A 26,036-nucleotide genomic window follows, 5' to 3' on the forward strand; every position below is an offset into this window, starting at 1 on the left:
CACCTGTACCTTTTGCGTATGAGACAATTGCAAAGGTATAGGTGGTTTTAATTACCCAACAACGCAGTATTGCAGGGAGGTATCCATTATTTCTTCTTACTCAATAGAATCCCACGAACGACTCCCATTATAAATATAATGCACAGGACAAATAGAAATAAATAAGCATGCCACTGCTGTAAAATACGTGTATGGCCTAAACCAACAGTTAGGTCATTGAAAAGTGAATATGTAAAGTATAAGAGTATACTATTTTTAATGAGGCAAAAGGTTATGATTCCATTTTGTCGCTCTGAATGAGATAGGGTAGGCTTATTTTTACGTAAGATAGGATAAGCTGCTCTAATCTCTAAGTATTGTAAAAGTAAAAATAACAAGAAGGCAATAAAGGGTAAATAAAAAATGGCGATTTTCGGGCCAAATTGGGCATGTTCACCCTTAAAGCTTTGCAAAACTGGGATAGATGCGGGGAGCTTACTGTATTGGATAAGCGTTGCCGTAATGCCAGCTAAAAAAATAGTCGCGACAATAAGCGTTAGCGACTTACAAAAACGCGGTGTAGGTGTTTTTTGTTGTTCAAGCATTCGTTCACCTCATAGTTTATCTTATAAAATAGTAGTCTGTTATACTGTATCATATGAATACCATCATGTGTGTCACAGAAAGGTGGATTAGATGGAATACTTGTTATTTTTACTAATAGGCATTGTTGGCAACATCGTTGGCACGTTAGTTGGAGGAGGAGGGCTAATTACCTTACCGACCATGATGTTAATGGGCGTACCAGTCCATTCAGCAATAGGTGCGAATAAAGTGTCTAATATGGTCAGTGCCTTTTCAAGCTTCTACACGATTTATAAAAGAAAAGAATTGTTATGGTCAGAAATGCGTTCCGTATTACTTGTTTCCCTAGTCGGTGGTACGCTTGGGGGGCTGTTTGCATCGTTTATGAGCAGTCAAGCATTAACGCTGATCGCGATTATTTTATTAGGTTTTGCTCTTATTATGTCCTTTGTAGGTGGGGCCGAGTTTGGGGATAAAGAAAGCTTTACGATGAATCGAAAAAACGGACCGATACTACTTGGGGTTGGTTTTTATGATGGGATGTTCGGTCCTGGTAGCAGTACGTTGGCACTTTATACATATGCACATGAGAAGATTTCTTATATGAAAGCAGTAGGTCTGTCACGTGTAGGCGTTTTTGCGATGTGCTTTGGAGCCGCAATTACGTATATTGCCACAGGTAAAATTGACTGGCCATTAACCATCGTTTTAATGGTTGGTTCGGTCATTGGTGCTCAAATTGGCATTATTCTTGCAAGTAAGGTTAAGGCAAATCAAGTAAAGCTATTGCTACGTATTGTGACAATTGTGCTAATATTACAGCTCGGATATGATTTTATCAAACAGATTTAGGGAGGCGATAGTCATGTTTGAAATTACACCGTATCCATCTTTTTCGTGGTCACTGTCACGTCATAAAACGTTGACAAGCTGCGCACGAAAATATGGCTATGAATATTATTTTTCTCATAATGGTTGGTTAAGTTACAATGTGGAGCCCTATCATCAGCATGTTTATCGCTTGAAAAAGCTTCAATCCATGCCGATTTTATTTGGACAAATCGTCCATCATTTAATAGAGCAATCGATTAATGAGTATTTGCAAACCGGCAAGGCGCCGTCTGTTGCCGAACTAGTAAATCGTGCACGTGGCCAACTTAATGCTGCTTTTATCGATTCTACACGGTATGTAGATTTATGGAGACATAAGCCTAATAAATTTTATATGATGCAGGAAATTTATTACGAAGGGACATTAAATGCTGATCTCGTACAGGACTATAAAGAGCGAATGACAGCTGTGTTTGAAAACTTTCTTAACAGTGAAACGTTCCGGCAAATTACCGCTCAAAAAGGTTCCTTACGAATCGGTGAGCCTGAACAATTTCGTTCCATGAAAATGGAGGGGATACAAGTTTTCGTCGTAATGGATTTGCATTATTATGATGAGATAGCAGACAAGTGGATAATTATCGACTGGAAAACAGGCGGAGAGTCCGATGACGATCGTCAGCAGTTGGCGCTCTATGCCTACTATATACAGCAGAAATATCGTGTATCTCTTGACCAGATTGATGTCTATAATGAATATTTATTGACTGGTAAACGAAAAAAATACGCCTTTACAGCATTTGATATGGACAATATTTTACATACGTTTCAGCGAAGTGTGCTGGAAATGAAAAAATATCAGGCGGATATTTTCTCCAATGAACCAGTGGACTTGGAAGAATTTGAACAAACTCTGGAAAAATGGCACTGTAAAGGGTGTAATTTTAAAGAATTATGTGTACAGAGTTAAGCAAGAAAAGGAACGGGACACGAAAAGGAGAGAAATTATAGAAAATGTCATACCTATCAAGGTGTGGCTTTTTATTTTGTATCATATTTTTTGTTCTAACAATCCATTATATATGTAGATAGGAGGTGTTTTCTTATGGAGTACGAATATACAGTGAAGTTTTACTTTAATGAGGATCGTGAAGAAGAATATAAAATCAAAAATAATATCGAACAAGAAACATTTACAGAAGAAATTTCTAATGAATTCAATGAGAAGCCTTGGTATTCATTTACTGAGACAGAAAATTTTAAAACAATTTTAATTAGTACTATCGATGTTTACAAGGTAGAAGTAGAAAAAAATATTTTGGAATTTGATTAGTCAAATGTACGAAGTCACATCTTTCTAAACAAGGTGTGGCTTTTATTATTATGCTTTGAAAGGATGGAATATACTCTAAAGGCAAAGAGACAGGGTTAATCGACAAACGCTTGTAGAATCAATTCTGCCATAAAGCGCACGAAATATACCAGTGTGCATTCAAACATTTTTTCCTTCACAGAATAAGACAACAACCGTAATGGGATAGATGCTCAAAAAGAGATCTATTATTCAACAAAATGATCATTTGATTCTTATCTCTGTTCTTTAATGACTATATTTTAAATAAAAGGGAATTTTTATCCAAATGAATCTAATTTGAGGTATTATTATAGTAACGGTACCGCTTTGTAGGGAGGGTGTTTAATGAATGATAAAAAAATGGGGATAGTGTTCTCATTTATTTTTGGTGGTTTAGTTATTTTCCTTGTATTTATTCTATTGTCTGTGTCGTTTTTTGGTCAAGAAATACTAGAATTTTTTAGGGATGGGTTGTCAGAGAAATATTAGCTAAAGTTATAGAGCTAAGGGAGAAAATAACTTGAAAAGTAATGATCATCGTCTGCGGGAGATTCACATTTCAGGAGCAGATAGTATGTTTCATTTTGGTATATAACCTTTGTCATGCATATGCAAATGTATATGAATGGTATTTAATGGAAGGGGGATATGAATTGGCTTACAAACAAAAACATATTCCATTTTTGAAACGTCCGTGGGTATCTTCTATTGGTGTATTTGTATTGTCACAGATCATTTTCATTACACTAGAAGCAACGGGATGGATCCCTAATTACCGAGATGTTAGTGGAACATTATTTGGAAGAATTACTGACTCTTCGTTTTTTAGAGAGTGGTTTACTTTTTATGAAACAAAGCATTTCAATTTACTAACTATCTTTTTTGGCATTGTATTTCTAGTGCCTGGAATAGTTGGTGCGATGAAAAGCGTTTTTTCACCAAGGTCTACATAAGTAAAGGCTGTTTCGAAAGAAAGTTTGAGCAATCCTTTAAGAAATGGTACTGTAAAAGATGTTTGCTTGAACAGATTTTCGAGGTGAAAACTTGAAATATACTTGTCCATGTTGTGGATATCTTAGATGAGGAACCGCCAGATACATATGAAATTTGTAAGATTTGCTTCTGGGAAAATGACGGGGTCCAATTTCGTAATCTTGATTATAGTGGCGGTGCAAATGAAGTATCCTTAAAACAAGCACAACGAAATTTTCTATCATTTGGAGCTTGTGAAAAAGAGTACGTAAAATTTGTAAGACAACCAAACAAAGAAAATATAAAAGACCCGAATTGGCGAATTTATTAATGTTGTTTTGTTCGACATAAATAGTAAAAGGTGCTGCTCTATAGTCAACAAGTCTATAGGGGCAGCACCTAAGTCATATTTAGTGGAAATATTTGTCGACACGTTGAAGTACTTCATCAGCAGAAAGTCCATCAGCGTCAATCACAGGTCCTGCCATGACTGGATCGCTAATTCCCATCATATCTCTGTCTTGCCCTGTGATAACACAGGCATCACATTTTTTTGCATCTTCTTCAGTACGAAGTTGAATAACTTCATAACCTTTTGCCTTTAAAGCGTCTTCAACGTTTGTTAATGTTTGTTCTACACCAATTATTTTAGTCATTTTTCTTCCACCTCCTATATGTAATGTGTCATATAGGATTGCTATTTATGCACTTAATTCATTTTTTTGTTATACATAATTAAATTTTAAATGGCGTGAAATGTATTTTCCAGGTTAGGAGTGATTTTATATGGGAAGTCTAAAGCTAAAAATAATTTGTATTTTATTTATTATCGCTTTTATATGGATAATTATGCTACTGAATGCTGGACCACCAAAGCCTGTTGTCTTGTCGGAAGGCAAAAAGGTACCAACCGTTCAAGGTACATATTGTTGGCAAAATTTGTTGAGTAATGAATGTGTGGATAAAATCTCACCACCTGAAATTATCGCTAATAATAAAATTACTCCGTTTTCTATTTCTCCCCAAAGTGAAATTAAAATCAATTTTAAGAAACAACCGATTGATGGAATAGAAGTAGAAAAATGGCTACGTAGCAATGAGGTTGAACAAGTGAAGGTAGATGGTAATGTGTTCTCTGTCCCAAAAGAGAAGGGGACATATATTTATAGTATTTTCGCTAGATGGGACAAAGGAAATGGTTCTTATATTTTTTCTATAGAAGTAAAATGATTAATTAAAGACACATTGAAGTTACTTTCCAATGTGTCTTTCGAAGAATACTTTACCTAAACGGATTGCATAAAGGGGATAAGTTGATCCTCTTGAATGGAATCAACAGCCACTTTATTACGATTAATCTTTTGACATTTTGTACATTGATGAATAAGCTGAAAGCCTTTTTTTCCAGTGTAATCGATTCCAATGGGTCTCATCATGCCTCTACAAGAACTTGCTCGATCTCCTGGAACATTATCCATATGCTTCGAAAATAAACAATTTGGACAATGATTTCGGAAACTGCCGTTCGTTAATGGTTCAACCATTGTACCGCAATTTTCACATTGAAATGCTGTATTTTCATTTTTTCTACTCAATTGCTCTTCCTCCAAAATGTTATTTCAACATTGGAGAAAGGGTTCCGTTTTCTTTTTCTACAATAGTAGTATCAGGCTTTTATAGGGAATTAACCAATTCACCGTCTTGCTCTTCAAAACGATTACTTCTAGTTCCTACTGCACAAAGACTTATTTCATCCTTTGATCCGGACCACGATTGTTTTTGTATTTTTGTGTCAACCACTGTAAGACGGACCGCTCCATCTTCCACTAGTAGGTGTTCTCCTATATTCACTGACTTCGGCATTCGTCCCCTAACGAGCAATTGTTTTGAATAGATGAAATGTCAATTTATCACCCCATATCATTTTCATTCACTAAAAGATTACCAGATAAATTAAATTATTCAAATAATTTTTCGGATTGATGGAGGACCAAAGTTGACTTTAGATAAAAAAAGGGGAATCTCAACAGTCATTTCAATGATTGTGAGACACCCCAAATCTTTTACTTATTGCGGAAGATATTCTTCGCCATTAATGGTTACTTTAGAAGCTGAAATTAAAATTTCTTTATTTGCTTTAAAATATGGCTCTAAAATAGTGTGGAATGCTTCCCATTTCTCTTCAATTTTTGTTTGTTCTTCTTTCTTATCTAGCTTTAAGATTTCTTCATAAAGCTGTTTTAATTGTTTAAGATCCGCTTCACTAACTTCAAAATCAAAGTCAGTCATGTATTCTTCAAATGTTTGAGGTTTTAAGAATTGATGAATGATGTCATAGAATTCCCCAAATAGTTTGTCATACAATTCAGGATTATCATCTTTTTCTGCTTTTCGGGCATCCTCATAAAGATTTTTTAGTTTTGCTAAAGTTTCAGCAGGGATATCTACTAACTCAAAGTCTTCCATATATTTCTCAAATGGTAAAGGTGGATAAAGCTCTTCGAAATATGGTTTTAGGATTTTATGAAATTCGTCCATTTTTTCATTAGCTTTTTCTTCTTGGCCATCTTTTTCAAGCTTTACCCATTCTTCATAAATAGCTTGAAGCTGTTTTTTATCATTTTCTGAAATAACTATATTGTTTTCACTAAATTCATAATCCCCCAAATACTCTTCAAATGTTTGGGGCTGCCAATTAGCTAAATAATATGGTCTAGTAATTTTTCTCATCTCTACATAAATTTTACCCAATTCCTCATATTTCTGTTCTGCTTCTTCCATCGCATTATTTTCATATGCTTTTGAAGCTTCTTTTTCCAGCTTTTTTACTTCATTAAACATTTTCTCTAACTTAGTTAAGTCATCTTTTGATACCTCTTTAGGCAAATACTTTTTATATGCTTCGAATGTGTAGAAGTCTAAATAATCCTCTGCTACACTACCTTCAACTGTGATTTCCTGTCCTTCTACTAAGTTCATTTTCTCTAGTTGTTCTTCAGAAAATTTAAAGAAACCGATATAGTAGTTTTTACCGTCCCTGCCTTTTAATTCAATCCCATCTCCGCTAATAGATTTAATCTTTCCTGTAATTTGCTGTTCGATTTGTACAGTAACACCATTTGTTGGTTCTACTGAAGTAGCACCTGCTTGTAGTGGCGTAAGAACAGCCATTCCTATAGTTAGTGCTGAAGCAATTATCCAATACTTTTTAATCGGTACTTTCATTATCATTTCCCCCTTTTTTAATTTGGAACATCGTGTTTCCAATATTTAGACGAATTACCAAATAAAAAGGTTCGTTATTTTTACAAAAAGTTAAATGGTTCAAAACATTCTGTGGTTGTGCTTAGTATAAAAGATGAAAAACGTCGTAACATGAAGATTTCAAAAAAATGGCTACCATTTCATTCAACCCCGCAGATGACAATTTTGTGGGAGGAAATGGAAATCTGGGCTTAATGTTTGTTGTATTTCCGATGTTAATTATTCTTTATTTTTTCTTTGCTTTTTGAAAAGGTACATGAACGTTTTTTAGCGAAAAGGAAACTATTTCAAGCCTGCTATTCAGGGGTGCTTGTGCTGATTTTGAGCATAACGATTTACCGAATCGTATCATTTCAAAATGACATCAATCCATATTTTGACTACGAAATATCCTTTTTCAATCCTTTTTCTAATCATTTATTTTTTAACTTCTGGGTGTTAATAGACTGCCTTTGTGTCACAGGATTTTGCTCATTTTATTAAAGAAAAGAAAGTGAAAAAACAGCTGAATTCATATATTTCAGCTGTTTTTGGTATGGAAATAGTAAAGGATTTTACTATCCTAAAATAAGTTGCTTTCATCCATAACGTCATTTATTCGTTTGATATGTTTTAACTGCAGGAGGAACATAGGCTGCACATTTATCTAATAGTCCCGCAACATCTTCATCAACAAGTAGTGCATTTCGATATTGAGCTTGTAAAAACTGTTCGTTTTGCATATGGTCAAATAACCCAATGAGTAAATCGTAATAATGATTGATATTTAAAATACCACAAGGCTTTTGTAGAAGGCCGATTTGATTCCAAGTGAATACTTCAAATAATTCTTCTAACGTACCAGGTCCTCCAGGTAAAGCAATAAAACCGTCAGCTAGTTCCATCATTTTACTTTTGCGTTCATGCATAGAATTGACGACAATTAGCTCAGTTAAATGCTTATGAGAAATTTCGCGTTCCTCTAATAACGTCGGAATAACCCCAATTACCTGGCCGCCTTCACGAAGAACTGTATCTGCAACTGCCCCCATCACGCCTACACTCGCTCCGCCATAGATTAAGGTAATATTACGTCTTGCTAATTCTTTTCCTAGAAGAATAGCTCCTTCTTTATATGCCTCAGAAGCACCGATGCTTGATCCGCAAAATACTGCAATACTATCCATAATTAATCCTCCATATCAGATAAGTTTCTTTCCGCATTATAGTGAACTTCTAACCATAGGAGATGATCAATCCACTCTGATGCAAGTTTCACTTTTATAGTATAATTTAATTTTAAGAGGAAAGAAATGGAGGAAGAAAAAATGGAATTAAATGAGTTTCAAAAATGGCTGAAGGATTACTATGATACACGCGGTTGGTCTGATTTAAGTATTTTCACACGCATTGGCTTCCTAGCTGAAGAAACAGGGGAAGTAGCAAGAGCTATACGAGCGTTGGAAATTGGTAGAGATAGACCAGATGAAAAGATTCAATCTTACGAGGAAAATAAGCAAGAATTAGTAGAAGAGCTTGGGGATGTATTAGGGAATATCATCGTAATAGCGAATAAATATGATATTTCACTAGAAGAAATTTTTTCAGCGCATCAAGAAAAACTAATGGAACGTTACAAAGCATAGAAATACATATGGAAAGGGGATTCATATGGATTATCAAGTTGAGATTTTAGTAGAAAATCATGATGACTTTACTACATTTTTAAATGCAAAGATTCGGGAATACAACGATGAACATTCACCGTACCATAAAAAAAGTAGAGAAAAGGGTTCTGTTCGTCCGTTAAATTTAATCGTATCTGATCATCAACAGCAATGGATCGGCGGCATCACTGCGGAGGTTTATTGGGGATGGGTAGAAATCAACAAGTTTTGGTTTAGTAAAGAATTCCGTGGAAAAGGTATTGGAGGACAGCTACTAGCAAAAGCTGAAGAAACGGCAAAGCAAATGGGTGCTACGAAAGCATTGTTAACGACTTATGATTTTCAAGCACGTACGTTTTATGAAGCAAGAGGCTATCAAGTGGTAGGAGAAATAAAAGATTATCCACCTGGAAGCAGCTATTATACGATGGTAAAACATCTAGATTAACTTCTTTCAGCAGGTGTCCAAATGTCGCTACGCTTTCGCACAAATTAACATTTGCAGGCCTGAGCACAAAGCCGATTCATGCTGAGGCATAATTGATTGTTAGAAAGGCTGTCTGATTAACTCTTTGAGACAGCCTTTGGTTATATCCATGAATGTTCAATATTAACTGAACAACTATTTTCTTCGAGTTTCTACTACCTACTTCAGACTTACAATCCTCTCTCTTCTAAATTAGAGCATTATTCAAAAAAATATATGGTTGAAAGATGACTAAAAAAACACCCTAATGTCAAACTTATAAAAAAGGGGAGATTTAGTGTGTACTCGATATCAAACTTCAAATTACTAGTTGATAAGCAGGCAGAAATTGATACCATTCATCAAAATTGTGATCATTTAATGCAGACGACTGTCACACCTAAAATGGATGCAGAAGTCAATGCTTTTTTAAATGCCATTAATAAAAAACTTACGGAACAGGGCTTTACGATTACGGAGACATCGACTGGACTGATTGCAAAGTATAGTGAAGCTGTTATAAATGTTGATAAGCATTCGAAAGATTTGGAGGAGTGCTTTTTCATTAATTTAAATAGTTTTGCGGAAGATCAAGTTTCCATTGTTTTAGACGTTTCTGATACAATGATGCCGAAAATCTCCAATAATCTTGATGGGTATTCTGATATTATCGAGCAAATGACAGATACATTAAAGTACGCGAAAAGTCTTGAAAAAGCTTGTACTTCACCAAAGTTTATTTATAAAACGCAAAGTAATATCATTTTTCATTCGGCTGAGGAAGTAGTCAATTATTATTTTCAGTAAAGAAGCAGCCACCCCTAAAAGATGCCATAGCCGCTCAAATTTAGAAAATCAATTAAACAAAGTAAGTACACTTTTTATCGGGTGTGCTTTTTTGTTGTTAAAGGATTTTGAATTGAGTGTGGAGAATAGAGGAAAGTAGAGAAGGAGGGAGTTTCAATGTTTCCTATTTTAGAAACAGAAAGACTGATTTTAAGAGAGCTGACGCAGGATGATGCACAAAGTGTTTTTAAGTGTTTTTAAGTGTTTTTCAAATGAAGATGTCACACGCTATTATGGGCAAGAGCCATTTATAGAGATGAGGCAGGCAGAAAATTTAGTGAAATTATTTTCAAAGAACTTTGCTGAAAAAAGAGGCATTAGATGGGGAATTGAAAGAAAGGGAACTAAGGATATAATCGGGACAATTGGTTTTAATGTATGGTCGCCTACTCACAGACGAGCAGAAATCGGCTATGAAATTCATCCTGATTATTGGAGAAAAGGATATACGCAAGAAGCGGTTTCCAAAATTGTATCGTATGGGTTTGAGCATATGGGGCTGACACGTATAGGCGCTGTTGTATTTTTGGAAAATGAAGCCTCGAATAAGCTGCTAACTAAGATAGGCTTTGTAAAGGAAGGAACGCTAAGAGATTATATATATCAAAATGGTCAGTCACGCGATACATTTATCTATTCTATTTTAAAAAACAGATAAGAAAAACTTTCTTTTAAGTAAAAAGTCTCTTAACCTACGTAAAATCATTTATTGTTTGATAAAAAATGATAACTATGACATAGTTTTGTGCTTGCTTATTTCGGATATAGTGCTAGTAATGGCTAGGATTATTATGAGTGATGAAAAAGTAAAAGTAAGGGGCTTTGTGAAATGGGAATACAATATAGTACAGCTTATTTTGAAAAGTTGGATTTACTTGAAATTCTATATGCAGGGCAAGCAGCATTAAAAGAAGCGATATCCACGCACAGTGTCAGTAAAAGACAAAAGGATTGCTTTGAACAAATTGAAGCAGCCATTGCAAAGCTAAATAAGGAAATTCGAATACTTGAGCTAAACATTATCCAATCCGTAGATTCAAAATAAATAAAAATAACTCATGCAAAAAGTAATTAAAATTGCATGGGTTTTTTTGAGAAAAGAATTTGGATTGAGGATTCATTAATTTAATAGGAATATTAAGATTTTTGAAAGAAATGGGTAACTCAAATGCTATTTTGGGGGTTATTACTTACTGGCTGCAACATGATACGCAACAATCACCTGAGGAAATAGCAACGATGTTGATGGAAACAATGTTAAAAGGAACTTTTGAAGCAAGTGGATTACGTTCAATTATTGAAAAAGATAGTGAGTAGAAAGCGATAAAGAAGTGCTTGATCATGGAAAACTCAACGATTTTTTTCGATATCAACGCTAATTTCGATAAGTGAAACTTATTGAAATTAATAATTAACATTGATTTTACTTATATACAAAGCGGTTGTAAAATAATGTTAGTAATAAAGAATGGTATAAAAAACAGAAAAGAGTGATGAAGATGGGCATTGATTTTCACAATAAAGAGAATCAAACTACTTATACTACTCGGCATGCAGACCAATCATGGGTGGAAGCAATGAAAGAACTTGTCCCTAGCATGACTACTTCGAAGGCTACAGATATTGGCTGTGGCGGAGGAATTTATGCTAAAGCATTAGCAGATATGGGCGTACCTTCTGTAATAGTTGTTGATTTTTCACAGGCTATGCTTGTTGGGGCAAAAGAAAATTGTAAAGACTATCATAATATTACTTTCAAGCAAGGAGATGCATTGGATACAGGCTTAGACGATGACAGCTTCCAGTTAGTACTGGAACGAGCTTTAATTCATCATATTCAGGATTTAAAGGCTTGTTTTCAAGAGGCATATAGAATTTTAGAGGATAAAGGGGTCTATATTATCCAGGATCGGACACCTGAAGATTGTCTTTTAAAAGGGGATGACAATCATATTAGAGGCTATTTCTTTGAGCGTTTTCCAAAATTAAAGGAACAAGAAATTAAACGCAGACATAGTAGTGAATTAGTCATTGAGACACTTAAAGAAATTGGGTTTAGTGAGATTAAAGAAGTAAAGCTCTGGGAAACAAGAAAGGTGTATGAACAGAAAGAACAATTATTAAAGGGTTTACAGGGAAGAACGGGTCGAAGTATTTTACACGAGTTAAACGATGAAGAGTTAATGGAATTAGTGAATGATATGGATAAAACCATATCAACTGAGGGTGCTATAGTAGAGAAGGACAGATGGACGATTTGGAAAGCAGTGAAATGAAAAAATTCGTTGGGCCCTACTATCAATCATTTTAAGGAATAGAAAAATGCTCGCGTTCACTGTACAAACGAGAGCATTTTTCTATTTATTTACCAACTATAGCGACTAGGTATTGATCGCGATCTGCTTCTTCTTGCATTTTATTATTGACCAGCATTGCGCCATATCTCACATTTGTCATATCTCGATCAACTAAAAATTGAACATTCACTTTTTCGATTTTATTATTGACAGGACAGTCTCCTTTAAATTCAACAACGTTCTGTCCTTTTTGTGTTTCAAAATACACCCAATAAGGATTTTCACAAGCGTTTGCAAGGCCAGACTCTAAAGTTTTATGACTATTTTCAAATGAATAGTTTTTAACATATGTAATATATTCATTATCGGTTATATCCTTTTGTGGACCGTAAAAATACCAAAATACCCCTAAAATCGCGATTGGCACAATCCACAGTATATTCCTTTTGCTTAATTTCCCCATATTTAAAGCCCCCCTTTATTAAAATATTTTATCATCTTTATGCTGATTTTTGCTAGCTTACTATAATATTTTCTAAATTAGGTTTAAATATTGTAGGGGATGACTACGGGAGTTCCATCGTTCCTTGTTTTTATGAAAGGGTATTTTTAAAATGAGGAAACTATACTGCTTACCATGACGTCATTTATGAAAGTAAGCAAGGAATTCAACTGGAATTAATCGGTATATATCACTTTGACCAACGATAGATTCAAACTTACGGGAAAACGATCCTTACTTATTTAATATGAGGAACTATATTTACTAAGAAATTAAATGCAAGGAGATTTACAAAATGAATTATGGAATTTTTCAATGGATTAATGATTTAGCTGGTCGCTATCCTTTACTTGATAAAGGGATGATTTTCATTACAGATAGCGTTCCGTATGTCGTCATCGTATTCATGTTATTTTTATGGTTTACAGCAAACAAAGAAAAAAGGACAGAAAAACAATATACTGCTTTTTATATTGTCTTTACAGTTATACTTGGATTGGGTCTAAACGCACTCATTCACTTATTTTACTATCATGCGCGACCATTCATTACATATGATGTTCATCAGTTAGTACCACATGCTGATGATTCTTCGTTTGTCAGTGATCATTCAGTCTTAGTATTCGCTCTAGCATGGACGTTACTTTTACGAAAAGACTCGTGGAAGTATCCTGTGTTAATATGGGCTATCTTAGTAGGTATTTCGCGAATCTTCGTAGGGGTTCATTATCCAGCGGACGTAATTGGCGGAGCCCTTTTGTCACTGGGGGCAGGTTTTGTCATTATCAAATTCTCCAACATATTGGAGCCAGTGGTACAAGTTCTATTCAGTATTTATAACAAACTAACGAAACGCATCCCTTTTTTAGCGAAATTCGGACCTAAAGATTTAAGTCAAGGAAATTAATAAAGCAAAGATGAAGAGGCTGAGGCAAAACCCATCTCTAAACTAAAAAGCCGGTGAAATTCTACGATCAGTAAAATTTCACCGGTTTTTTAGTTGGGGTTTGTCCTAGCCTCTTTATCTTTATTTAAGCAAAATAAAAGGATTAAATTTGTATCAATATGTTAAAGAAATCTTAGAAGTACAAAATGAACAGATATATAAGATACATCAATGTTATGTAGGTTTAGAATAATGTTTGAAAAACTACTTTGCAAACGTTGATTTTACAACAAACTAAACCTAATTATTCTGACTAAAGATTAATCAAAATAACTAAATTGATATTTAGGTAGCTTTTCAAAAAAGTTTGATTAAATCGCTTAATGAGAATCAAATTTAATCATCTTTTAAATTTTGTAACTCAAACATATATTGATCGTATAGTTTACCACTCTCAAACTGGATTATTGACTCAAGAGTTGACTCTAACATTCCAATTTTCAATGTAATCGCTATTTCCGACATTGGCGCTACTTCTTGAATAGTTCTTTTATATTTTTCTAATTCTAAAATTCTTTCAGTTAGTTCTTTAAATTCTTTTAATGAATTTTCCCCTTTATTCTCAAATGGTCGTGCTAAATTAACTTCTTTTAATTCGTCATTATACTTTTCAATCGTTTCTTTTCTCATTTTGTCAGCTTTATCTGCTTGAACTTGCATTGGTCCGAAGCGAAACTTAGAACGCCATGCTGTAAATGTTTTAATTGGAACACCTAGCAATTCGGCACCCTCCCACTTCTCCATTCCTTTTTCTACACAAACTACATACATAATTTCCTTTAATGGCTTCCCAAATTTTTCTTCTACCATGGTTTTGTAATCCATAACGAACCACTCCTAAATAATTTGTCATTACTATTTTTCACAATGACTACAATATAATAGTTTACTTTCTACTACTACTTATTCTCAATTTATTAGCTTCTTTAATCATATTAATTTTTTCTTGATGTATTTTTTTTAGTGAGCATATTTTATTTTCTACGACTACCGGTGCATTTTTTCCTAAGTTAGGAAATTTTTTATTTAAATACTCATATAAAGCTATTTTTTCGTTAATAGATGGAACACTAGGTGCTAGAGGTAATTCAAAAGGTGATTTGTTATCTGCCAGTTCTTGAGGTGTATTATAAATAAACTGAAATGCATTTTTCAACACCTTGCTGTTCCTTTCATCATTCAACTCATATATACCTTCAGAATCAAGATTAACTCGGTCAAATTCAACAAATATTAGCTTATCCGGTTTTCTATCTTTTGTTTCGTAATAAAGCATGACTTTTAAAACATCTTGCCCTGAAAGTTCCTTTAATTCTTTAAACTTCCCGTTCTTAGGATTAGGAACCTTATAAACTTTACATTCTTTAGAAATATATAACCATTTCACACCACTCATAATCTATCCCCCTTAATAAAAAGGAACATTCGTTCGCTTATTTTAATTATAAACGAACAGATATTAAAAGTTCAAATTTTAAACAACTTTATTTAAACGACTAAGTTGTAACTGTCACAACCTAATCGTGAAGAAGCTGCTTGATTTTGGTTGCCTTCGTGGGAAGCTAAAGGGCATTTTAATTCTACAAAGTGAGGTTGGACAAAAAGAAAAATGTTAAACCGGTTGTATTTCGGCTTAACATTTTTTGATTTAGGAAGGAACACTCTACTAATTGAAGTGCTATTTTTCAAAATAATCGAGTTCTGTCCCAGCCTGTTTTGATTTTATGGGCTTATACTACTCATTTTTATTTACCCCGATGTACATAATGCTGTGTGGCATTTCCTGCATTAAATTGCTCAGTAATATATTGGACAGCCTGTTGTAGCGCTAATTTACTGTTACAAGTGAAAACATCTATTGCGGCATAACCGAATTCTGGCCACGTATGAATAGTCAAATGTGATTCTTGAATAATGACTACACCGCTAACTCCATAAGGTGAAAAATGGTGGAAATGTTCGGTCACAATTGTTGCCTTTGCTTTATGGGCAGCTTGACACATAATCTTTTTAATTTGTTGTACGTCATTGAGCAAGGCAACATTGCAATCGTGCAACTCTAATAAAATATGATGCCCTAATGCTTGCTGGGATTGTGATTTTTCTACTGTTCTCTTAATTTGTGAAAACTTGTTGTTTTTGCAATACGCACAACCGCTGGAATGAAGTTGAGTAATCGTAGTATATTCGTTGCCAGCACCTACTGTAAGTGAGTTCTTACAATGATTACACTGATAAACAACAGATTTCCGCTCAACCTCTCCTGTGTAAATTGATCGCGTAAATTTACGCTGATTAGGAATGTAGGGAATCATTTGATCGGTTGTTTGTAAAACAAATAACTGGCTTGTAGCGCCTAAAATCTGCGCACCTTCATAAGTATTTATGTCGTATTTAATACTATTAATTACAAAGCCCATAGCATGTAAGCTTTGCTGTAGCTCCCACTGTTTTTGATAGCTACGTTTGGCGTAGGAAAAAAACACATGCCGCATTGCTTCTGGCTTTAGTGCATCAATTGCACGAGATAAAAAGAGCTGTGCGCCAATCAAGGTATATGGTGTATCTGTGTATACGCAATCAAACTGTTGAGCGTATCGATTTGGTAGTGGCTTCTGAACGTTATAATAATCTGCTTTAATCGGAATCTCATAGTCTTTAGCTATTTTGTCAATAGTCCTTAAAACGCGTCTATCAATATCTAACACAACAATTTTAGTTGCAGAATGTGGAGCGATTTTCTTTAGTAAAAACGCTAGTGCAATACTGATAAAATCATCATCGCCTAAACACAAAATACGCTTATTGAGTAGCATCGAATAATCCAGTGCAAGCAATGCACGTTTTAAGGCTGTCTCAACTGTACATTTTGCTTGATCAATTGCCACGTCAGCTGTAGGTCTAGCATCATAAATAGTGCTTAATTCGCTTATATGTTGATTAATCCATTCTGTCCGAAATGCTTCATCTGTCGTTAATTGAAGGTAGAGTTCAGCATTGGCACCTGAGAGTTGAAAATATTGCGAAACGGCTAGCTTGCCTTTTTTCGTTAAGCTATGTTTCCCCCAACCTTGTTTGGCAAATTCTTTCTTCATTGCTGAAACGATGGGTATTGGTAAGTCTGTCATATAAGCTAAAGATTTAGTTGTACAATTTTTATAGAAATATAAAGAAAGTAGAGCTTTTTCTAATGTATGATAATGTTCTTCAAGCTGCATATCAGCTGTAATTTGTTGTAATTGTTTTTGCATTGTAGAATCGTCCTCTCAATTTTAATAAGTACAAAATTAAAATTGTCTAAATCAACGAATAGAAAAAGCGCGACTAAAATTAGTCGCGCTAAAGTTTATACTAAGCTCACTAATTCTAATCCTGCTATTTTTTGCACAACAAATAACACCCATAAAAGGTGGTATTGTTCAACAAAATTAAGCTATAACGTTGATTTAGATTAGAATTCTACAGTAACAAAAAGTTCACCCTTTAATAAAATAGTACTTCAACTATATAATAGATATAGTAAATATGCAAATTTTAGTATTTCTCGCTAATCTGTGAATTTTGCTCAAAATGTGGATAGTAATTTATAAAAGGGGATAGGAATGTCCTTATACAAATTGCGAAGGATGAGCCATCAAAATAATTAGAACATAAAGCTAGGCATTTATGATGGAACATTTATTTTTTTGGAGATAAATGTAATCAGGAAACTTGCGAACAGTACATCTTTTTTCAACATGAAGGCATAAATATTGAAATAGCTAATATTCAGTGCTATTATGGACATATAAAGTCTTTTATTGGGGTGAATAACAGTAATGAAATATTCTAAGGCTACCAATTATGCACTACACACAATGCTTTTTCTTGCAAAACAAATACCAAATAAACCAATGGGTGTCCAACAATTAGCTGAGATGCAAAATGTCTCTCCCACTTATTTATCTAAAATACTAACTAAGTTAGTAAAAGAGGGAATGATCAACTCCGTTTCGGGTGCTAATGGTGGATATACACTTCGTCACGATTGGGAAGATATTTCATTTTTAGATATTATACATGCAGTTGAAGGCAAATCTTCGTTGTTTGATTGTTGTTTATACAATGATCCTAAGTGTGTAATAAAAGAAGTAATGTTATCTGCGGAAGAAAAACTGGAGAATGAGCTAAGAAATAGAAAAATATCGGATCTTGTGAAAAAATAGTCGTGGATTTAGTCCACTATTATTTTTTGAACAATTGCGGATATAATGAGTCTTTTAAGTCTTTAAAAAGTTAACGGGCGATCTTAGAATTTTTACACTCTGGAATTTTTCTTGGTGCTTATTTTTAAAAATATCAAATGGTTATAGCTTAGATTATGCTGTTTAAACTTTAATTTTGGACTAAAATGCATGTTGTACAACATGTACTCTAAACAATTAATGGAGGAAAGTTACATGGAATTTTTTGATTGTGCAGTTATAGGTGCAGGTGCCGCTGGTTTAAATGCAAGTTTGATTTTAGGAAGGTCCCGTAAAAAAGTCGCGTTATTTGATAATGGGACAAATCGGAATCGAGTGACTCAGGAATCACATGGGTTTCTAACACGTGATGGGATTAAACCAGCAGAGTTTAAAGAAATAGCTATAAATGATGTAAAAAAATACTCATCAGTTCATTTTTATAAAAACACGGTTATGAATATAACAAAGCAATCAAACGGATTGTTTAAAATTGAAACGTTAGAAGATGTAGAGATTGTTGCAGAGAGAATTATATTAGCAACAGGTGTACAAGAGGAATTCCCATCGGTTTCGGACATTAAAAAGTATTATGGAAAAAGTTTATTTAGCTGCCCAACTTGTGATGGATGGGAATTAAGAGATCAACCCCTAATTATTATTTCAGAAAATGAAGAACATACTCTTTTTAAAGGAAAGCTTATTTATAACTGGTCAAAGGATTTAGTAATAGCGACAAATGGTCAGGAACTTTCTACTCCGACATTGAATGAACTACAAAGAAAAGATATAACAGTTATTACTGAACCTATTCAGAATCTAAATGGTGAGGACGGATATTTAAACAAAGTAGTGTTTAGCTCTGGACTTGAAATTGAAAGAGCTGGAGGATTTATAGTCCCTATTTTTGTACGTCCCAATCAATTTGCTGAGCAGCTTAGTTGTCAATTAAATGAAAATGGTAGCATTGTGACAGATGAGGCAGGGCGAACGTCACAGGAAAATGTTTATGCAGCGGGGGAGACAGCTAAATTGGGTCAGTCTTCATTAATAGTTGCTGCTGCTGAAGGATATAAAAGCGCGATGGCAGTTGTTTTTGATAGTACAATTTAAAACTTCACTTTAATTACGGATATTAAAGGTCTCTTTAGTATTTATTGAAAGGGGGGATTGTAGGTTCAGGTAATTAACACGTAAAGCATATTTTATCTTTAAATTTTATATTTCCATGAAGGAGGAAAAATTATGGCAATTGCACATGTAACAACAAAGCAAGAATTAAGAGAACACTTAGAAACTGAAAAAATGGTGTTAATAAATTTTTGGGCGGAGTGGTGTAGCCCATGTAAAATGTTCGGAATGGTTCTTAATCAACTTAACGATGAATGTAGTGATAAGGTGAAAATTTTAAGGGTGAATGTTGACAAAAGCCCAGAGCTTGCAGCGGAATACCAGGTACTTGGGATTCCTCATTCCCGTTTAATTATTCATAATAAATTACATGAACCAATTGTTGGATACATTCCTTTTGAAAATCTAAAACAAATTATTGGCGTTTGATTCGTCATAAATACAGGAGGGAAATAGATGAAAATTTTTGATTGTGCAATTATTGGTGGAGGACCAGCAGGATTAAATGCAGCATTATTGTTAGGTAGAGCGAATCGAATAGTAGCATTGTTTGATACAAATAATGACCATCTTGCATTCGAGCTTCAAGAGAGTATTTCAAGAAATGGCAATGCAGCTATTGAATTCATGCAAGTAGCAAAAGAAAAATTAAATCAATACCCTACTATACATTCCATTGTTAGTCAAAGCGTTAGGGCTATTAAACAATCAGACAATAAGCTTTTTAAAATTTATACAGAAGATGGCGAGAGTTTCCTTGCTGAAAAAATCCTTTTGACAGATGGTACAAAAATACAGACTGATATCCCAAATATTCAGCAATATTATAATAAAAGTATTTTTACTTCGCCATACGGCTATGGTTGGGAATTAAAGGATAAAAAATTGATTTATATAAATGAAACAGGCGATGTTGCACGAACTGCTAAAATAATTTATAACTTATCAAATAATTTAGTCGTGGCAACAAACGGTCATGAAATAAAGGAAAATGAAAAGAAAGAGCTTGAGAATAAAGGGATAAATGTGATTACCAATAAGATTAAAAAAATGAAAGGATCTAATGGGACATTGAATAGTGTTATTTTTGAAAATGGGTTAGAAATTGAGCGGGAAGCAGGTTTTGTTACCCCATCCATGTATACAACAAATACCATTGGTCAAGGATTTTCCTGTGATTTAGATGAACAAGGGTTAATCATTGTTGATCACTTTGGAAGAACATCGGAAAAAAATGTATATGCTGCCGGTGATGCTGCTCAACCTGCACCAACGGAAATTGTTCTTTCAGAAGCAACGGGAATTCAAGCAGCAATAACAATTAATTCAGATATATCAATTGAGAAATTTTAAATAAATTTAGATCTTTTTTATCAAAGAGTAGCCCCCTATCAAGATGTCTTACTTAGAACTATGAGAAAGAAATATCATCTTTAATATACTCCCATATTAAAAGATGGTGAGATGAATGTGTTCGAAATTTCTTTTCAGAGGGTCTTTAACACCTGCTGAATGAAGATAAAACCACAATTAATTTAGTTTTCCCAGTAAAAAAGTTAAGGTGTCATCAGGCACTTTTAATTGTTGTAGATTTAATATTAATGAAACCTTTAGTGTGCCAGTTTTTTAAACTGTCACACCATTTTTTTAGTCAATATCTTACAAGAGAGCATTAACTAAATGTGTTACATTAATTATCAGAAATCAAAAGGAGGCTGTTCGTATGGGACGAGAAGAAAGAACGGTATGTTTTGATTATGATCTACAAATAGAAGCTTATCGTTTTGAAGGTATCATGCAAAAGTTTCCGAACCATTTCCATGAATATTATGTGATTGGGTTTATAGAGAGTGGACAAAGACGATTATTTTCTAAGAACAAAGAATATGTAATAGGTACCGGTGATATTATATTTTTTAACCCCATGGACAATCACGCCTGTGAATCAATTGATAACGAAAAATTAGACTATCGCTGCTTGAATATCAAGCCTGAAATCATGCGAAAAGTTACAAAAGAGATTACAGGGCAAGATTATCTTCCATCCTTTGCTTCACCTGTTGCCTATCGTAGTGAAAAAGCTCATTTGTTGCAAAAACTTCACCAGATGATTATGGATGAAATATCAGATTTAGAGAAAGAAGAAACTTTTTATATTCTCATTCAACAGCTTATCGAAGAATATACCGAAGCCATCAAAGATACAGAACCGAGAGCTATTAATCAAGATGTTGAAAATGTCTGTCACTACCTAGAAGAACATTATGCAGAACATATTGCTTTAGATGATTTAGCGAAGATAGCTAATATGAACAAATATTCCCTGCTACGCTCATTTACACGAATGAAGGGGATTACCCCGTATCGTTACTTACAAACGGTACGTATTAATGAAGCAAAGAAACGATTGGGACAGGGTGTAAAACCACTTGATGCGGCAATAGAGACAGGTTTTGTAGATCAAAGTCATTTAAGTAATTTCTTTGTAGAATTTATTGGATTAACCCCCGGGCAATACAGGGATATTTTTAAATGATCTGCTTTAAATTTATTACCATTTAATTTGAGGTTCAATCCAAATGCAGGAGTTTGATTTTTGTGGGTAAAAATCAATCATCGGAAAAATGTAATCCTAAATAAGATAAAAAATAAGGGTGTGATCATTTCATGTTTAATGAAGAAAGACGCTTTTCCAAAGCACTCAAATCGATTGCTAGAGATCAAGTACTAAAAGCCTATTTTCAAAATTCTAAAGAACTTTTCCCGATTTTTATTAAAGGTGCTAACCGATTTGTGGCCGGAGAAACACGTACGGAAGGGATAGAACGCGTTATATATCTATATAACAAAGGTTATCAGATTTCATTGGAATTTATCGGCGAAAATACAACATCCGAAGAAGACTGTATGCTTGCCAAAAACGAATTCAAAGAATTAATAAAAGATCTCGGGAATAATCAAATGAAGGCTACCGTATCATTTGATCTTTCTCATATTGGAATGATGATTTCTGATGCAGTAGCATTTACTAATTTAGAAGAATTAGCAAAAGAAGCACAAAAGCATAATATTCAACTTATGATAAGTATGGAAGAATCACAAAAAACAGATAAAATTTTACCACTATATAAAAGGATATCTAAGTCATTTTCAAATGTTGGGATAACATTACAAGTTCATTTGAATCGTTCTTCTATGGACTTAAATGATCTATTGAAAACCTCGGGTAAAATACGTTTAGTAAAGGGGGCTTATCAAGAGTCTGAAGATCTGTATATTGCAAGATCCGAAGAGTTAAATAAACGGTATATAGAATTTGTATCTATGTGTATAGATAGTAATCAGCCACTATCTGTTGCTACACATGATGAAAATTTATTGATGGACCTAAAAGCAAAAGGATTTCTTTATAGTCCGAATGTTGAGGTAGAGATGCTAGATGGGGTTCGACCTGATTTATTAAGATCTTTAAAGGAGGATAATATCCAGGCTAAAGTTTATGTAACATATGGTAGTGAGTGGTATTTATATTTAGTTCATCGTATTGCTGAATATCCATCGAATATTTATACATTTATTTCAGATATAATTGAACAAAATACTGATAAAGAAAAAATAAATACCTACTAATATATCCTATAATTTAGTATCTCCCACAATCGAGCGCGTTTATGGAATAAGAAAAATGTTAAAGGGTGAAGGGTGACAAAATTAAGATTTCCTATAGTTATTTTTGTTGCAAATACAACAAAAATAAGTTAAATTGAATACATGCCTTTTATGTTGCACTTACAATATGAATATTTATAGAGAGTTAATAATAAAGGAGTGTAATCAATGACAGTAAAGTTAGGGAAGAGTACAATAGAAGATTTAATAAAACTACAAGAAATCAGTATCGAAACATTTAATGACACATTTAAAGATCAAAATTCACCTGATAATATGAAAACTTATTTGGAGAAAGCATTTAATACTTTACAGCTGGAGAAAGAATTGTCCAATCCAAATTCGGAATTTTATTTCATCTATTACGACGACGAAACTGCGGGCTATTTAAAGGTAAATGTTAATGAGGCTCAATCTGAAGCTATGGGGGATGACTCACTCGAAATTGAAAGAATTTATATTAGAAACAACTATCAAGGAAAAGGGCTTGGCAAACATTTAATCAACAAAGCGATGGAAAGAGCCGTAGCACAAAACAAAAAAAGCATCTGGTTAGGTGTTTGGGAAAAGAATGATAATGCCATAGGTTTTTATAAGAAAATAGGTTTTATCCAAACGGGAGCTCACTCTTTTTATATGGGTGATTAAGAACAAATTGATATTATCATGACAAAAACACATATATAAAATATTCATGGCAGAAACGTTGAGATAACAACATTTCTGCCTTCTGTTTTAGTCATTTTCTATTTTTCTTCATGGCTTCTGCTACTGCAGCAGCATTAGGATCATCTTCTTTAGAAAGCTTGCTTATAATATTTGCGTAATCAGTAGCATTACGATTTTGACTTAATTTATAGGCAGCTTGAACTTCCTTTATGTTAATTCTAAATCCTTTTATTCCTTTTATCTCTTGTTGTAACATTTCAGGAGAAAGTTTATCCCACAATACAGGATTTTCACGGAATTTCTCATATTTTTCAAGTAAAAGAGTTAAATCCTGTTCTAACTCACTTCCTTCTATGAGACTTGCTTTTCCATAAACATGAACTGATTGATAATTCCAGGTTGGTACATTTTCCTTTTCATACCAAGAAGAAGAAATATACGCATGTGGACCATTAAATATAACTAATATTTCATCTATATCCTCAAAAGTCTTCCAAAGAGGATTTCCATATGCAAGGTGACCTGTTAGGTAATATTCATCCTTAATTTTATTCAATAATAATGGTACATGGGATGCTATTGGTTTTCCTTTTCTTATTGAAATAATTGTGGCAAAGGAATTGTCTTTAATAAACTCTTTGATTTCCTCTAAATCAGTTACTTTGTAATACTTAGGAATATACAAGCAAAATCTCTCCTTCTTTATAGAAATCATTGTGGGATGTTACAATAAACAAGATTTTCTCTACCACAATGTAGTTTTTATTATAGGCTGTTTTCAAAAAGATTGTTGCTGTTAAAACATAAAAACATAGTTAGAACCAATTCTGTTTTTATGTAACTAAAGTACCTTGTTAGCATACGAAGAGATCAAATTGACCAATCGCCCCGTTTATTAAGTAAATTTTTCACCAAAAATGTTTCTATATATTAATGTATTTTTCCGAACTTATCACAGCTAATTTCTATAGTAAATAATTTATCAGTTGATAAATTATTATTATGGTGAATACCTTCAATACGAATGCTATACGTTTGGTCATCCAGCAAAGAGGCTTTGTAAGACGTTTGCTCCCACGTTCCTTCCGAACCTTTTGCTACTTGCGTTGATATCTTGTTTATTCCTGCAAATACTTGACCATTTCTAGATTCGCTGTATTGTGTTTCAAAATCCACTATAATCTCAAGTCGAGTTACTATACCTGCAACATAAATATATTTTTCTAATGCCCAACCACCACTTACTTCGGTAGCATCTTGATTTTTATTCGTTGTCATAGCAGCTAACGCTTTACGTTCCTCTTCCAAAAAAGCATCTACTTGTTTCTGAATCCTATTTGCAAAAACTTCCGGTTCTACCCAATCTGCTGCTTTAAATTCATCTATTGGGGAAACTCCCAGTTGCATTCCTAACTTCTGTTGATTTACTTTATCTATGATTTTTACATATTGTTTATGATATTCTTTCTTTTGTTCTTGAGATAATTTTAAAGGAGTTTTTGGTCTTTCTTCATTTATATCAGATACAGCATTATCTACTGTTGCTTGATTAACAGGTGAAATCTTGATCTCCTCTTTCTTACCTTGTTCTTCTGTTTCTAACTTTTCATTGCACCCCATCAATATGAAAGTAGTTAATAAAATTCCTACATGTAAATATTTTTTCACCTTCATTCAATCCCCTCTGTTACAATATTTTCTATTTATTATACTTCAAAAAAACTAGACGGAATTAATCGATTTGCGAGATTTAAAATATTTAAAAGGTGCTACGGTACAAAGATTTTTGTAAGTGATATATTAAATTGTTTCAAATGCCATTTCCTAACACATGAAAAAGTATCTATTCTTACAATTGAGTAAGAATAGAGCATAAATAGTTAGATAACAGTTATTCAAATATAAAGAATATCTAGTCTATAATTTAGACATCTAGTAAAAAGGAGAAAGAGAAAGAAAATGAAAAAAATTATAACTTTAGTTTTAGTTATCGCTATTTTTATAGGCATAGGATTCGGAGTAAAACGATATGTTCAAGGTCCAGCACAACCGGTCAATGGAATAGTAGTTATCGGCACAGAAGAAGAGGTAAATAAAGTTAAGAAGGAATATAAAAATAAAACCAAACAAACTAATGATTACAAAGCGAAGTTCATCGTAACAAAAAAAGGTGAATCAGAAAGTGAGTATATGGTTATTAACAAAACTACTGCTGAACAATTAGTTAAGAAAGGAGTTATTAGAGCAAGAAAAGAACCAGGCAGTGCATCTATCATTTCAGAACCAGTTCATGAAATTAAAGAATTAGCAGGTTCACAAAATTTGTTCTATTCTATAAGTGATTATGATTTGGTAGATCATCAGATAGATTTGAATGGACAAATGATACCTGTAAGTTATATTAAGAATCAAATATGGGTCGGATATATGGGTATGGATTTTGTTATTCTAAATGATAAAACTTATGATGAGTTAGCTGACCCAGATTCCGTTATGACACTGATTCACTTAAAGGATTATAAATTTGATTATAAAGAAGATAAAGAAGAAGTAGAACAAGTTTTCAAAACAATTGAGAACGTCTATCCAGATAGCCAACGCAAAGTAAATTTTGTAGACATACAAGATTGAGTTTTAATGATGAGGGGATGAGTTA

Annotated in this window: 33 protein-coding genes and 2 pseudogenes; 23 read left to right on the forward strand and 12 right to left on the reverse strand. The window is 33.5% G+C overall.

Going from position 1 to position 26,036, the window contains the following annotated elements; all coding sequences use genetic code 11:
- Positions 1–86: 86 nt before the first annotated feature.
- The gene (locus tag MOK21_RS01800) at positions 87–584 is read right to left on the reverse strand and encodes a DUF1648 domain-containing protein (protein ID WP_249072264.1); all 498 of its coding nucleotides are present in this window, start codon (positions 582–584) and stop codon (positions 87–89) included.
- Between the two features lie 91 nt (positions 585–675).
- Here MOK21_RS01800 and MOK21_RS01805 point away from each other — a divergent pair, with 91 nt between their 5' ends.
- The 6 genes and pseudogenes from MOK21_RS01805 (at position 676) to MOK21_RS01830 (ending at position 4,052) form a co-directional block, all read left to right on the forward strand.
- Positions 676–1,416, forward strand: a complete 741-nt coding sequence (locus MOK21_RS01805; RefSeq protein ID WP_249072266.1) for a sulfite exporter TauE/SafE family protein — start codon at positions 676–678, stop codon at positions 1,414–1,416.
- Positions 1,417–1,429: 13 nt separating this feature from the next.
- Complete coding sequence (locus MOK21_RS01810; protein ID WP_249072268.1) at positions 1,430–2,365, forward strand: PD-(D/E)XK nuclease family protein; 936 nt, start codon at positions 1,430–1,432, stop codon at positions 2,363–2,365.
- Positions 2,366–2,500: 135 nt separating this feature from the next.
- Entirely contained in the window at positions 2,501–2,728 is a 228-nt protein-coding gene (locus MOK21_RS01815; protein ID WP_249072270.1) for a hypothetical protein, read from the forward strand.
- 366 nt (positions 2,729–3,094) lie between these two features.
- Complete coding sequence (locus MOK21_RS01820; RefSeq protein WP_249072271.1) at positions 3,095–3,238, forward strand: hypothetical protein; 144 nt, start codon at positions 3,095–3,097, stop codon at positions 3,236–3,238.
- 164 nt (positions 3,239–3,402) lie between these two features.
- Positions 3,403–3,702, forward strand: coding sequence for a YfzA family protein (locus MOK21_RS01825; protein WP_249072272.1), 300 nt, complete (start codon positions 3,403–3,405; stop codon positions 3,700–3,702).
- Positions 3,703–3,793: 91 nt separating this feature from the next.
- Positions 3,794–4,052: pseudogene (locus MOK21_RS01830) on the forward strand (CPCC family cysteine-rich protein).
- 79 nt (positions 4,053–4,131) lie between these two features.
- On the opposite strand, the gene MOK21_RS01835 reads toward MOK21_RS01830, so the two are convergent.
- A complete protein-coding gene (locus MOK21_RS01835) occupies positions 4,132–4,377 on the reverse strand; it encodes a YkuS family protein (RefSeq protein ID WP_249072273.1) in 246 nt (81 codons plus the stop codon).
- Positions 4,378–4,507: 130 nt separating this feature from the next.
- On the opposite strand from MOK21_RS01835, the gene MOK21_RS01840 reads away from it, so the two are divergent.
- A complete protein-coding gene (locus tag MOK21_RS01840; protein WP_249072274.1) occupies positions 4,508–4,951 on the forward strand; it encodes a hypothetical protein in 444 nt (147 codons plus the stop codon).
- Between the two features lie 56 nt (positions 4,952–5,007).
- Here MOK21_RS01840 and MOK21_RS01845 read toward each other — a convergent pair whose 3' ends face one another.
- From MOK21_RS01845 to MOK21_RS01860, 4 genes are all read right to left on the reverse strand, one after another.
- Positions 5,008–5,316 (reverse strand): RNHCP domain-containing protein, encoded by a 309-nt coding sequence (locus MOK21_RS01845; protein ID WP_249072275.1) that lies wholly within the window; start codon positions 5,314–5,316, stop codon positions 5,008–5,010.
- Between the two features lie 79 nt (positions 5,317–5,395).
- A complete protein-coding gene (locus MOK21_RS01850; protein ID WP_249072276.1) occupies positions 5,396–5,584 on the reverse strand; it encodes a hypothetical protein in 189 nt (62 codons plus the stop codon).
- A 204-nt stretch (positions 5,585–5,788) separates the two neighbouring features.
- Positions 5,789–6,946 (reverse strand): hypothetical protein, encoded by a 1,158-nt coding sequence (locus MOK21_RS01855; RefSeq protein WP_249072277.1) that lies wholly within the window; start codon positions 6,944–6,946, stop codon positions 5,789–5,791.
- A gap of 629 nt (positions 6,947–7,575) precedes the next feature.
- Positions 7,576–8,151, reverse strand: coding sequence for an LOG family protein (locus tag MOK21_RS01860; protein ID WP_249072278.1), 576 nt, complete (start codon positions 8,149–8,151; stop codon positions 7,576–7,578).
- A gap of 141 nt (positions 8,152–8,292) precedes the next feature.
- Here MOK21_RS01860 and MOK21_RS01865 point away from each other — a divergent pair, with 141 nt between their 5' ends.
- The 7 genes and pseudogenes from MOK21_RS01865 to MOK21_RS01895 all read left to right on the forward strand — a co-directional run bounded on the left by MOK21_RS01865 (position 8,293) and on the right by MOK21_RS01895 (position 12,219).
- Positions 8,293–8,610, forward strand: coding sequence for a MazG nucleotide pyrophosphohydrolase domain-containing protein (locus MOK21_RS01865; protein WP_053482762.1), 318 nt, complete (start codon positions 8,293–8,295; stop codon positions 8,608–8,610).
- 25 nt (positions 8,611–8,635) lie between these two features.
- Positions 8,636–9,079, forward strand: a complete 444-nt coding sequence (locus MOK21_RS01870; RefSeq protein ID WP_249072279.1) for a GNAT family N-acetyltransferase — start codon at positions 8,636–8,638, stop codon at positions 9,077–9,079.
- A 318-nt stretch (positions 9,080–9,397) separates the two neighbouring features.
- The gene (locus MOK21_RS01875; protein WP_249072280.1) at positions 9,398–9,904 is read left to right on the forward strand and encodes a hypothetical protein; all 507 of its coding nucleotides are present in this window, start codon (positions 9,398–9,400) and stop codon (positions 9,902–9,904) included.
- A 156-nt stretch (positions 9,905–10,060) separates the two neighbouring features.
- Positions 10,061–10,601, forward strand: a pseudogene (locus MOK21_RS01880) (GNAT family N-acetyltransferase).
- Positions 10,602–10,772: 171 nt separating this feature from the next.
- Positions 10,773–10,988 (forward strand): hypothetical protein, encoded by a 216-nt coding sequence (locus MOK21_RS01885; protein ID WP_249072281.1) that lies wholly within the window; start codon positions 10,773–10,775, stop codon positions 10,986–10,988.
- Between the two features lie 110 nt (positions 10,989–11,098).
- The gene (locus tag MOK21_RS01890) at positions 11,099–11,260 is read left to right on the forward strand and encodes a TetR-like C-terminal domain-containing protein (protein ID WP_249072555.1); all 162 of its coding nucleotides are present in this window, start codon (positions 11,099–11,101) and stop codon (positions 11,258–11,260) included.
- 182 nt (positions 11,261–11,442) lie between these two features.
- On the forward strand, positions 11,443–12,219 hold the full coding sequence (locus MOK21_RS01895) for a class I SAM-dependent methyltransferase (protein WP_249072282.1): 777 nt from the start codon (positions 11,443–11,445) through the stop codon (positions 12,217–12,219).
- An 85-nt stretch (positions 12,220–12,304) separates the two neighbouring features.
- Here the strand turns inward: MOK21_RS01895 and MOK21_RS01900 are convergent, their stop codons facing one another.
- Entirely contained in the window at positions 12,305–12,703 is a 399-nt protein-coding gene (locus tag MOK21_RS01900; protein WP_249072283.1) for a glucosamine 6-phosphate synthetase, read from the reverse strand.
- A gap of 334 nt (positions 12,704–13,037) precedes the next feature.
- Between MOK21_RS01900 and MOK21_RS01905 the strand changes: the two genes are divergently transcribed.
- Complete coding sequence (locus tag MOK21_RS01905) at positions 13,038–13,649, forward strand: undecaprenyl-diphosphatase (RefSeq protein ID WP_249072284.1); 612 nt, start codon at positions 13,038–13,040, stop codon at positions 13,647–13,649.
- 375 nt (positions 13,650–14,024) lie between these two features.
- Here MOK21_RS01905 and MOK21_RS01910 read toward each other — a convergent pair whose 3' ends face one another.
- The 3 genes from MOK21_RS01910 to speD all read right to left on the reverse strand — a co-directional run bounded on the left by MOK21_RS01910 (position 14,025) and on the right by speD (position 16,939).
- Positions 14,025–14,513, reverse strand: coding sequence for a hypothetical protein (locus MOK21_RS01910; RefSeq protein ID WP_249072285.1), 489 nt, complete (start codon positions 14,511–14,513; stop codon positions 14,025–14,027).
- Between the two features lie 61 nt (positions 14,514–14,574).
- Complete coding sequence (locus tag MOK21_RS01915) at positions 14,575–15,084, reverse strand: hypothetical protein (RefSeq protein ID WP_249072286.1); 510 nt, start codon at positions 15,082–15,084, stop codon at positions 14,575–14,577.
- 349 nt (positions 15,085–15,433) lie between these two features.
- Complete coding sequence (speD, locus tag MOK21_RS01920; RefSeq protein WP_249072287.1) at positions 15,434–16,939, reverse strand: adenosylmethionine decarboxylase; 1,506 nt, start codon at positions 16,937–16,939, stop codon at positions 15,434–15,436.
- 567 nt (positions 16,940–17,506) lie between these two features.
- Between speD and MOK21_RS01925 the strand changes: the two genes are divergently transcribed.
- The 7 genes from MOK21_RS01925 (at position 17,507) to paiA (ending at position 23,359) form a co-directional block, all read left to right on the forward strand.
- Complete coding sequence (locus MOK21_RS01925) at positions 17,507–17,893, forward strand: Rrf2 family transcriptional regulator (RefSeq protein ID WP_249072288.1); 387 nt, start codon at positions 17,507–17,509, stop codon at positions 17,891–17,893.
- Between the two features lie 234 nt (positions 17,894–18,127).
- The gene (locus MOK21_RS01930) at positions 18,128–19,024 is read left to right on the forward strand and encodes an NAD(P)/FAD-dependent oxidoreductase (protein ID WP_249072289.1); all 897 of its coding nucleotides are present in this window, start codon (positions 18,128–18,130) and stop codon (positions 19,022–19,024) included.
- A gap of 132 nt (positions 19,025–19,156) precedes the next feature.
- Positions 19,157–19,471: a thioredoxin family protein gene (locus tag MOK21_RS01935; protein WP_249072290.1), complete on the forward strand. Its 315-nt coding sequence runs from the start codon at positions 19,157–19,159 to the stop codon at positions 19,469–19,471.
- 27 nt (positions 19,472–19,498) lie between these two features.
- Positions 19,499–20,395 carry an NAD(P)/FAD-dependent oxidoreductase gene (locus MOK21_RS01940; protein WP_249072291.1) on the forward strand — a complete coding sequence of 299 codons (897 nt, stop codon included), beginning with the start codon at positions 19,499–19,501 and terminating at the stop codon, positions 20,393–20,395.
- 370 nt (positions 20,396–20,765) lie between these two features.
- Positions 20,766–21,578 (forward strand): AraC family transcriptional regulator, encoded by an 813-nt coding sequence (locus tag MOK21_RS01945; protein WP_249072292.1) that lies wholly within the window; start codon positions 20,766–20,768, stop codon positions 21,576–21,578.
- Between the two features lie 131 nt (positions 21,579–21,709).
- Positions 21,710–22,672, forward strand: a complete 963-nt coding sequence (locus MOK21_RS01950; RefSeq protein ID WP_249072293.1) for a proline dehydrogenase family protein — start codon at positions 21,710–21,712, stop codon at positions 22,670–22,672.
- A 207-nt stretch (positions 22,673–22,879) separates the two neighbouring features.
- Positions 22,880–23,359, forward strand: coding sequence for a spermidine/spermine N(1)-acetyltransferase (gene paiA, locus MOK21_RS01955; RefSeq protein WP_249072294.1), 480 nt, complete (start codon positions 22,880–22,882; stop codon positions 23,357–23,359).
- A 91-nt stretch (positions 23,360–23,450) separates the two neighbouring features.
- Here the strand turns inward: paiA and MOK21_RS01960 are convergent, their stop codons facing one another.
- Positions 23,451–24,065, reverse strand: a complete 615-nt coding sequence (locus MOK21_RS01960) for an FMN-binding negative transcriptional regulator (RefSeq protein ID WP_249072295.1) — start codon at positions 24,063–24,065, stop codon at positions 23,451–23,453.
- Positions 24,066–24,310: 245 nt separating this feature from the next.
- Positions 24,311–25,054: a hypothetical protein gene (locus MOK21_RS01965; RefSeq protein WP_249072296.1), complete on the reverse strand. Its 744-nt coding sequence runs from the start codon at positions 25,052–25,054 to the stop codon at positions 24,311–24,313.
- A gap of 285 nt (positions 25,055–25,339) precedes the next feature.
- On the opposite strand from MOK21_RS01965, the gene MOK21_RS01970 reads away from it, so the two are divergent.
- Positions 25,340–26,011 (forward strand): lipoprotein BA_5634 family protein, encoded by a 672-nt coding sequence (locus tag MOK21_RS01970; RefSeq protein ID WP_249072297.1) that lies wholly within the window; start codon positions 25,340–25,342, stop codon positions 26,009–26,011.
- The last annotated feature ends 25 nt before the right edge of the window (positions 26,012–26,036 follow it).

Origin of the sequence: Lysinibacillus sp. BPa_S21 (assembly GCF_023337795.1) — a bacterium.
GTDB lineage: Bacteria > Bacillota > Bacilli > Bacillales_A > Planococcaceae > Lysinibacillus.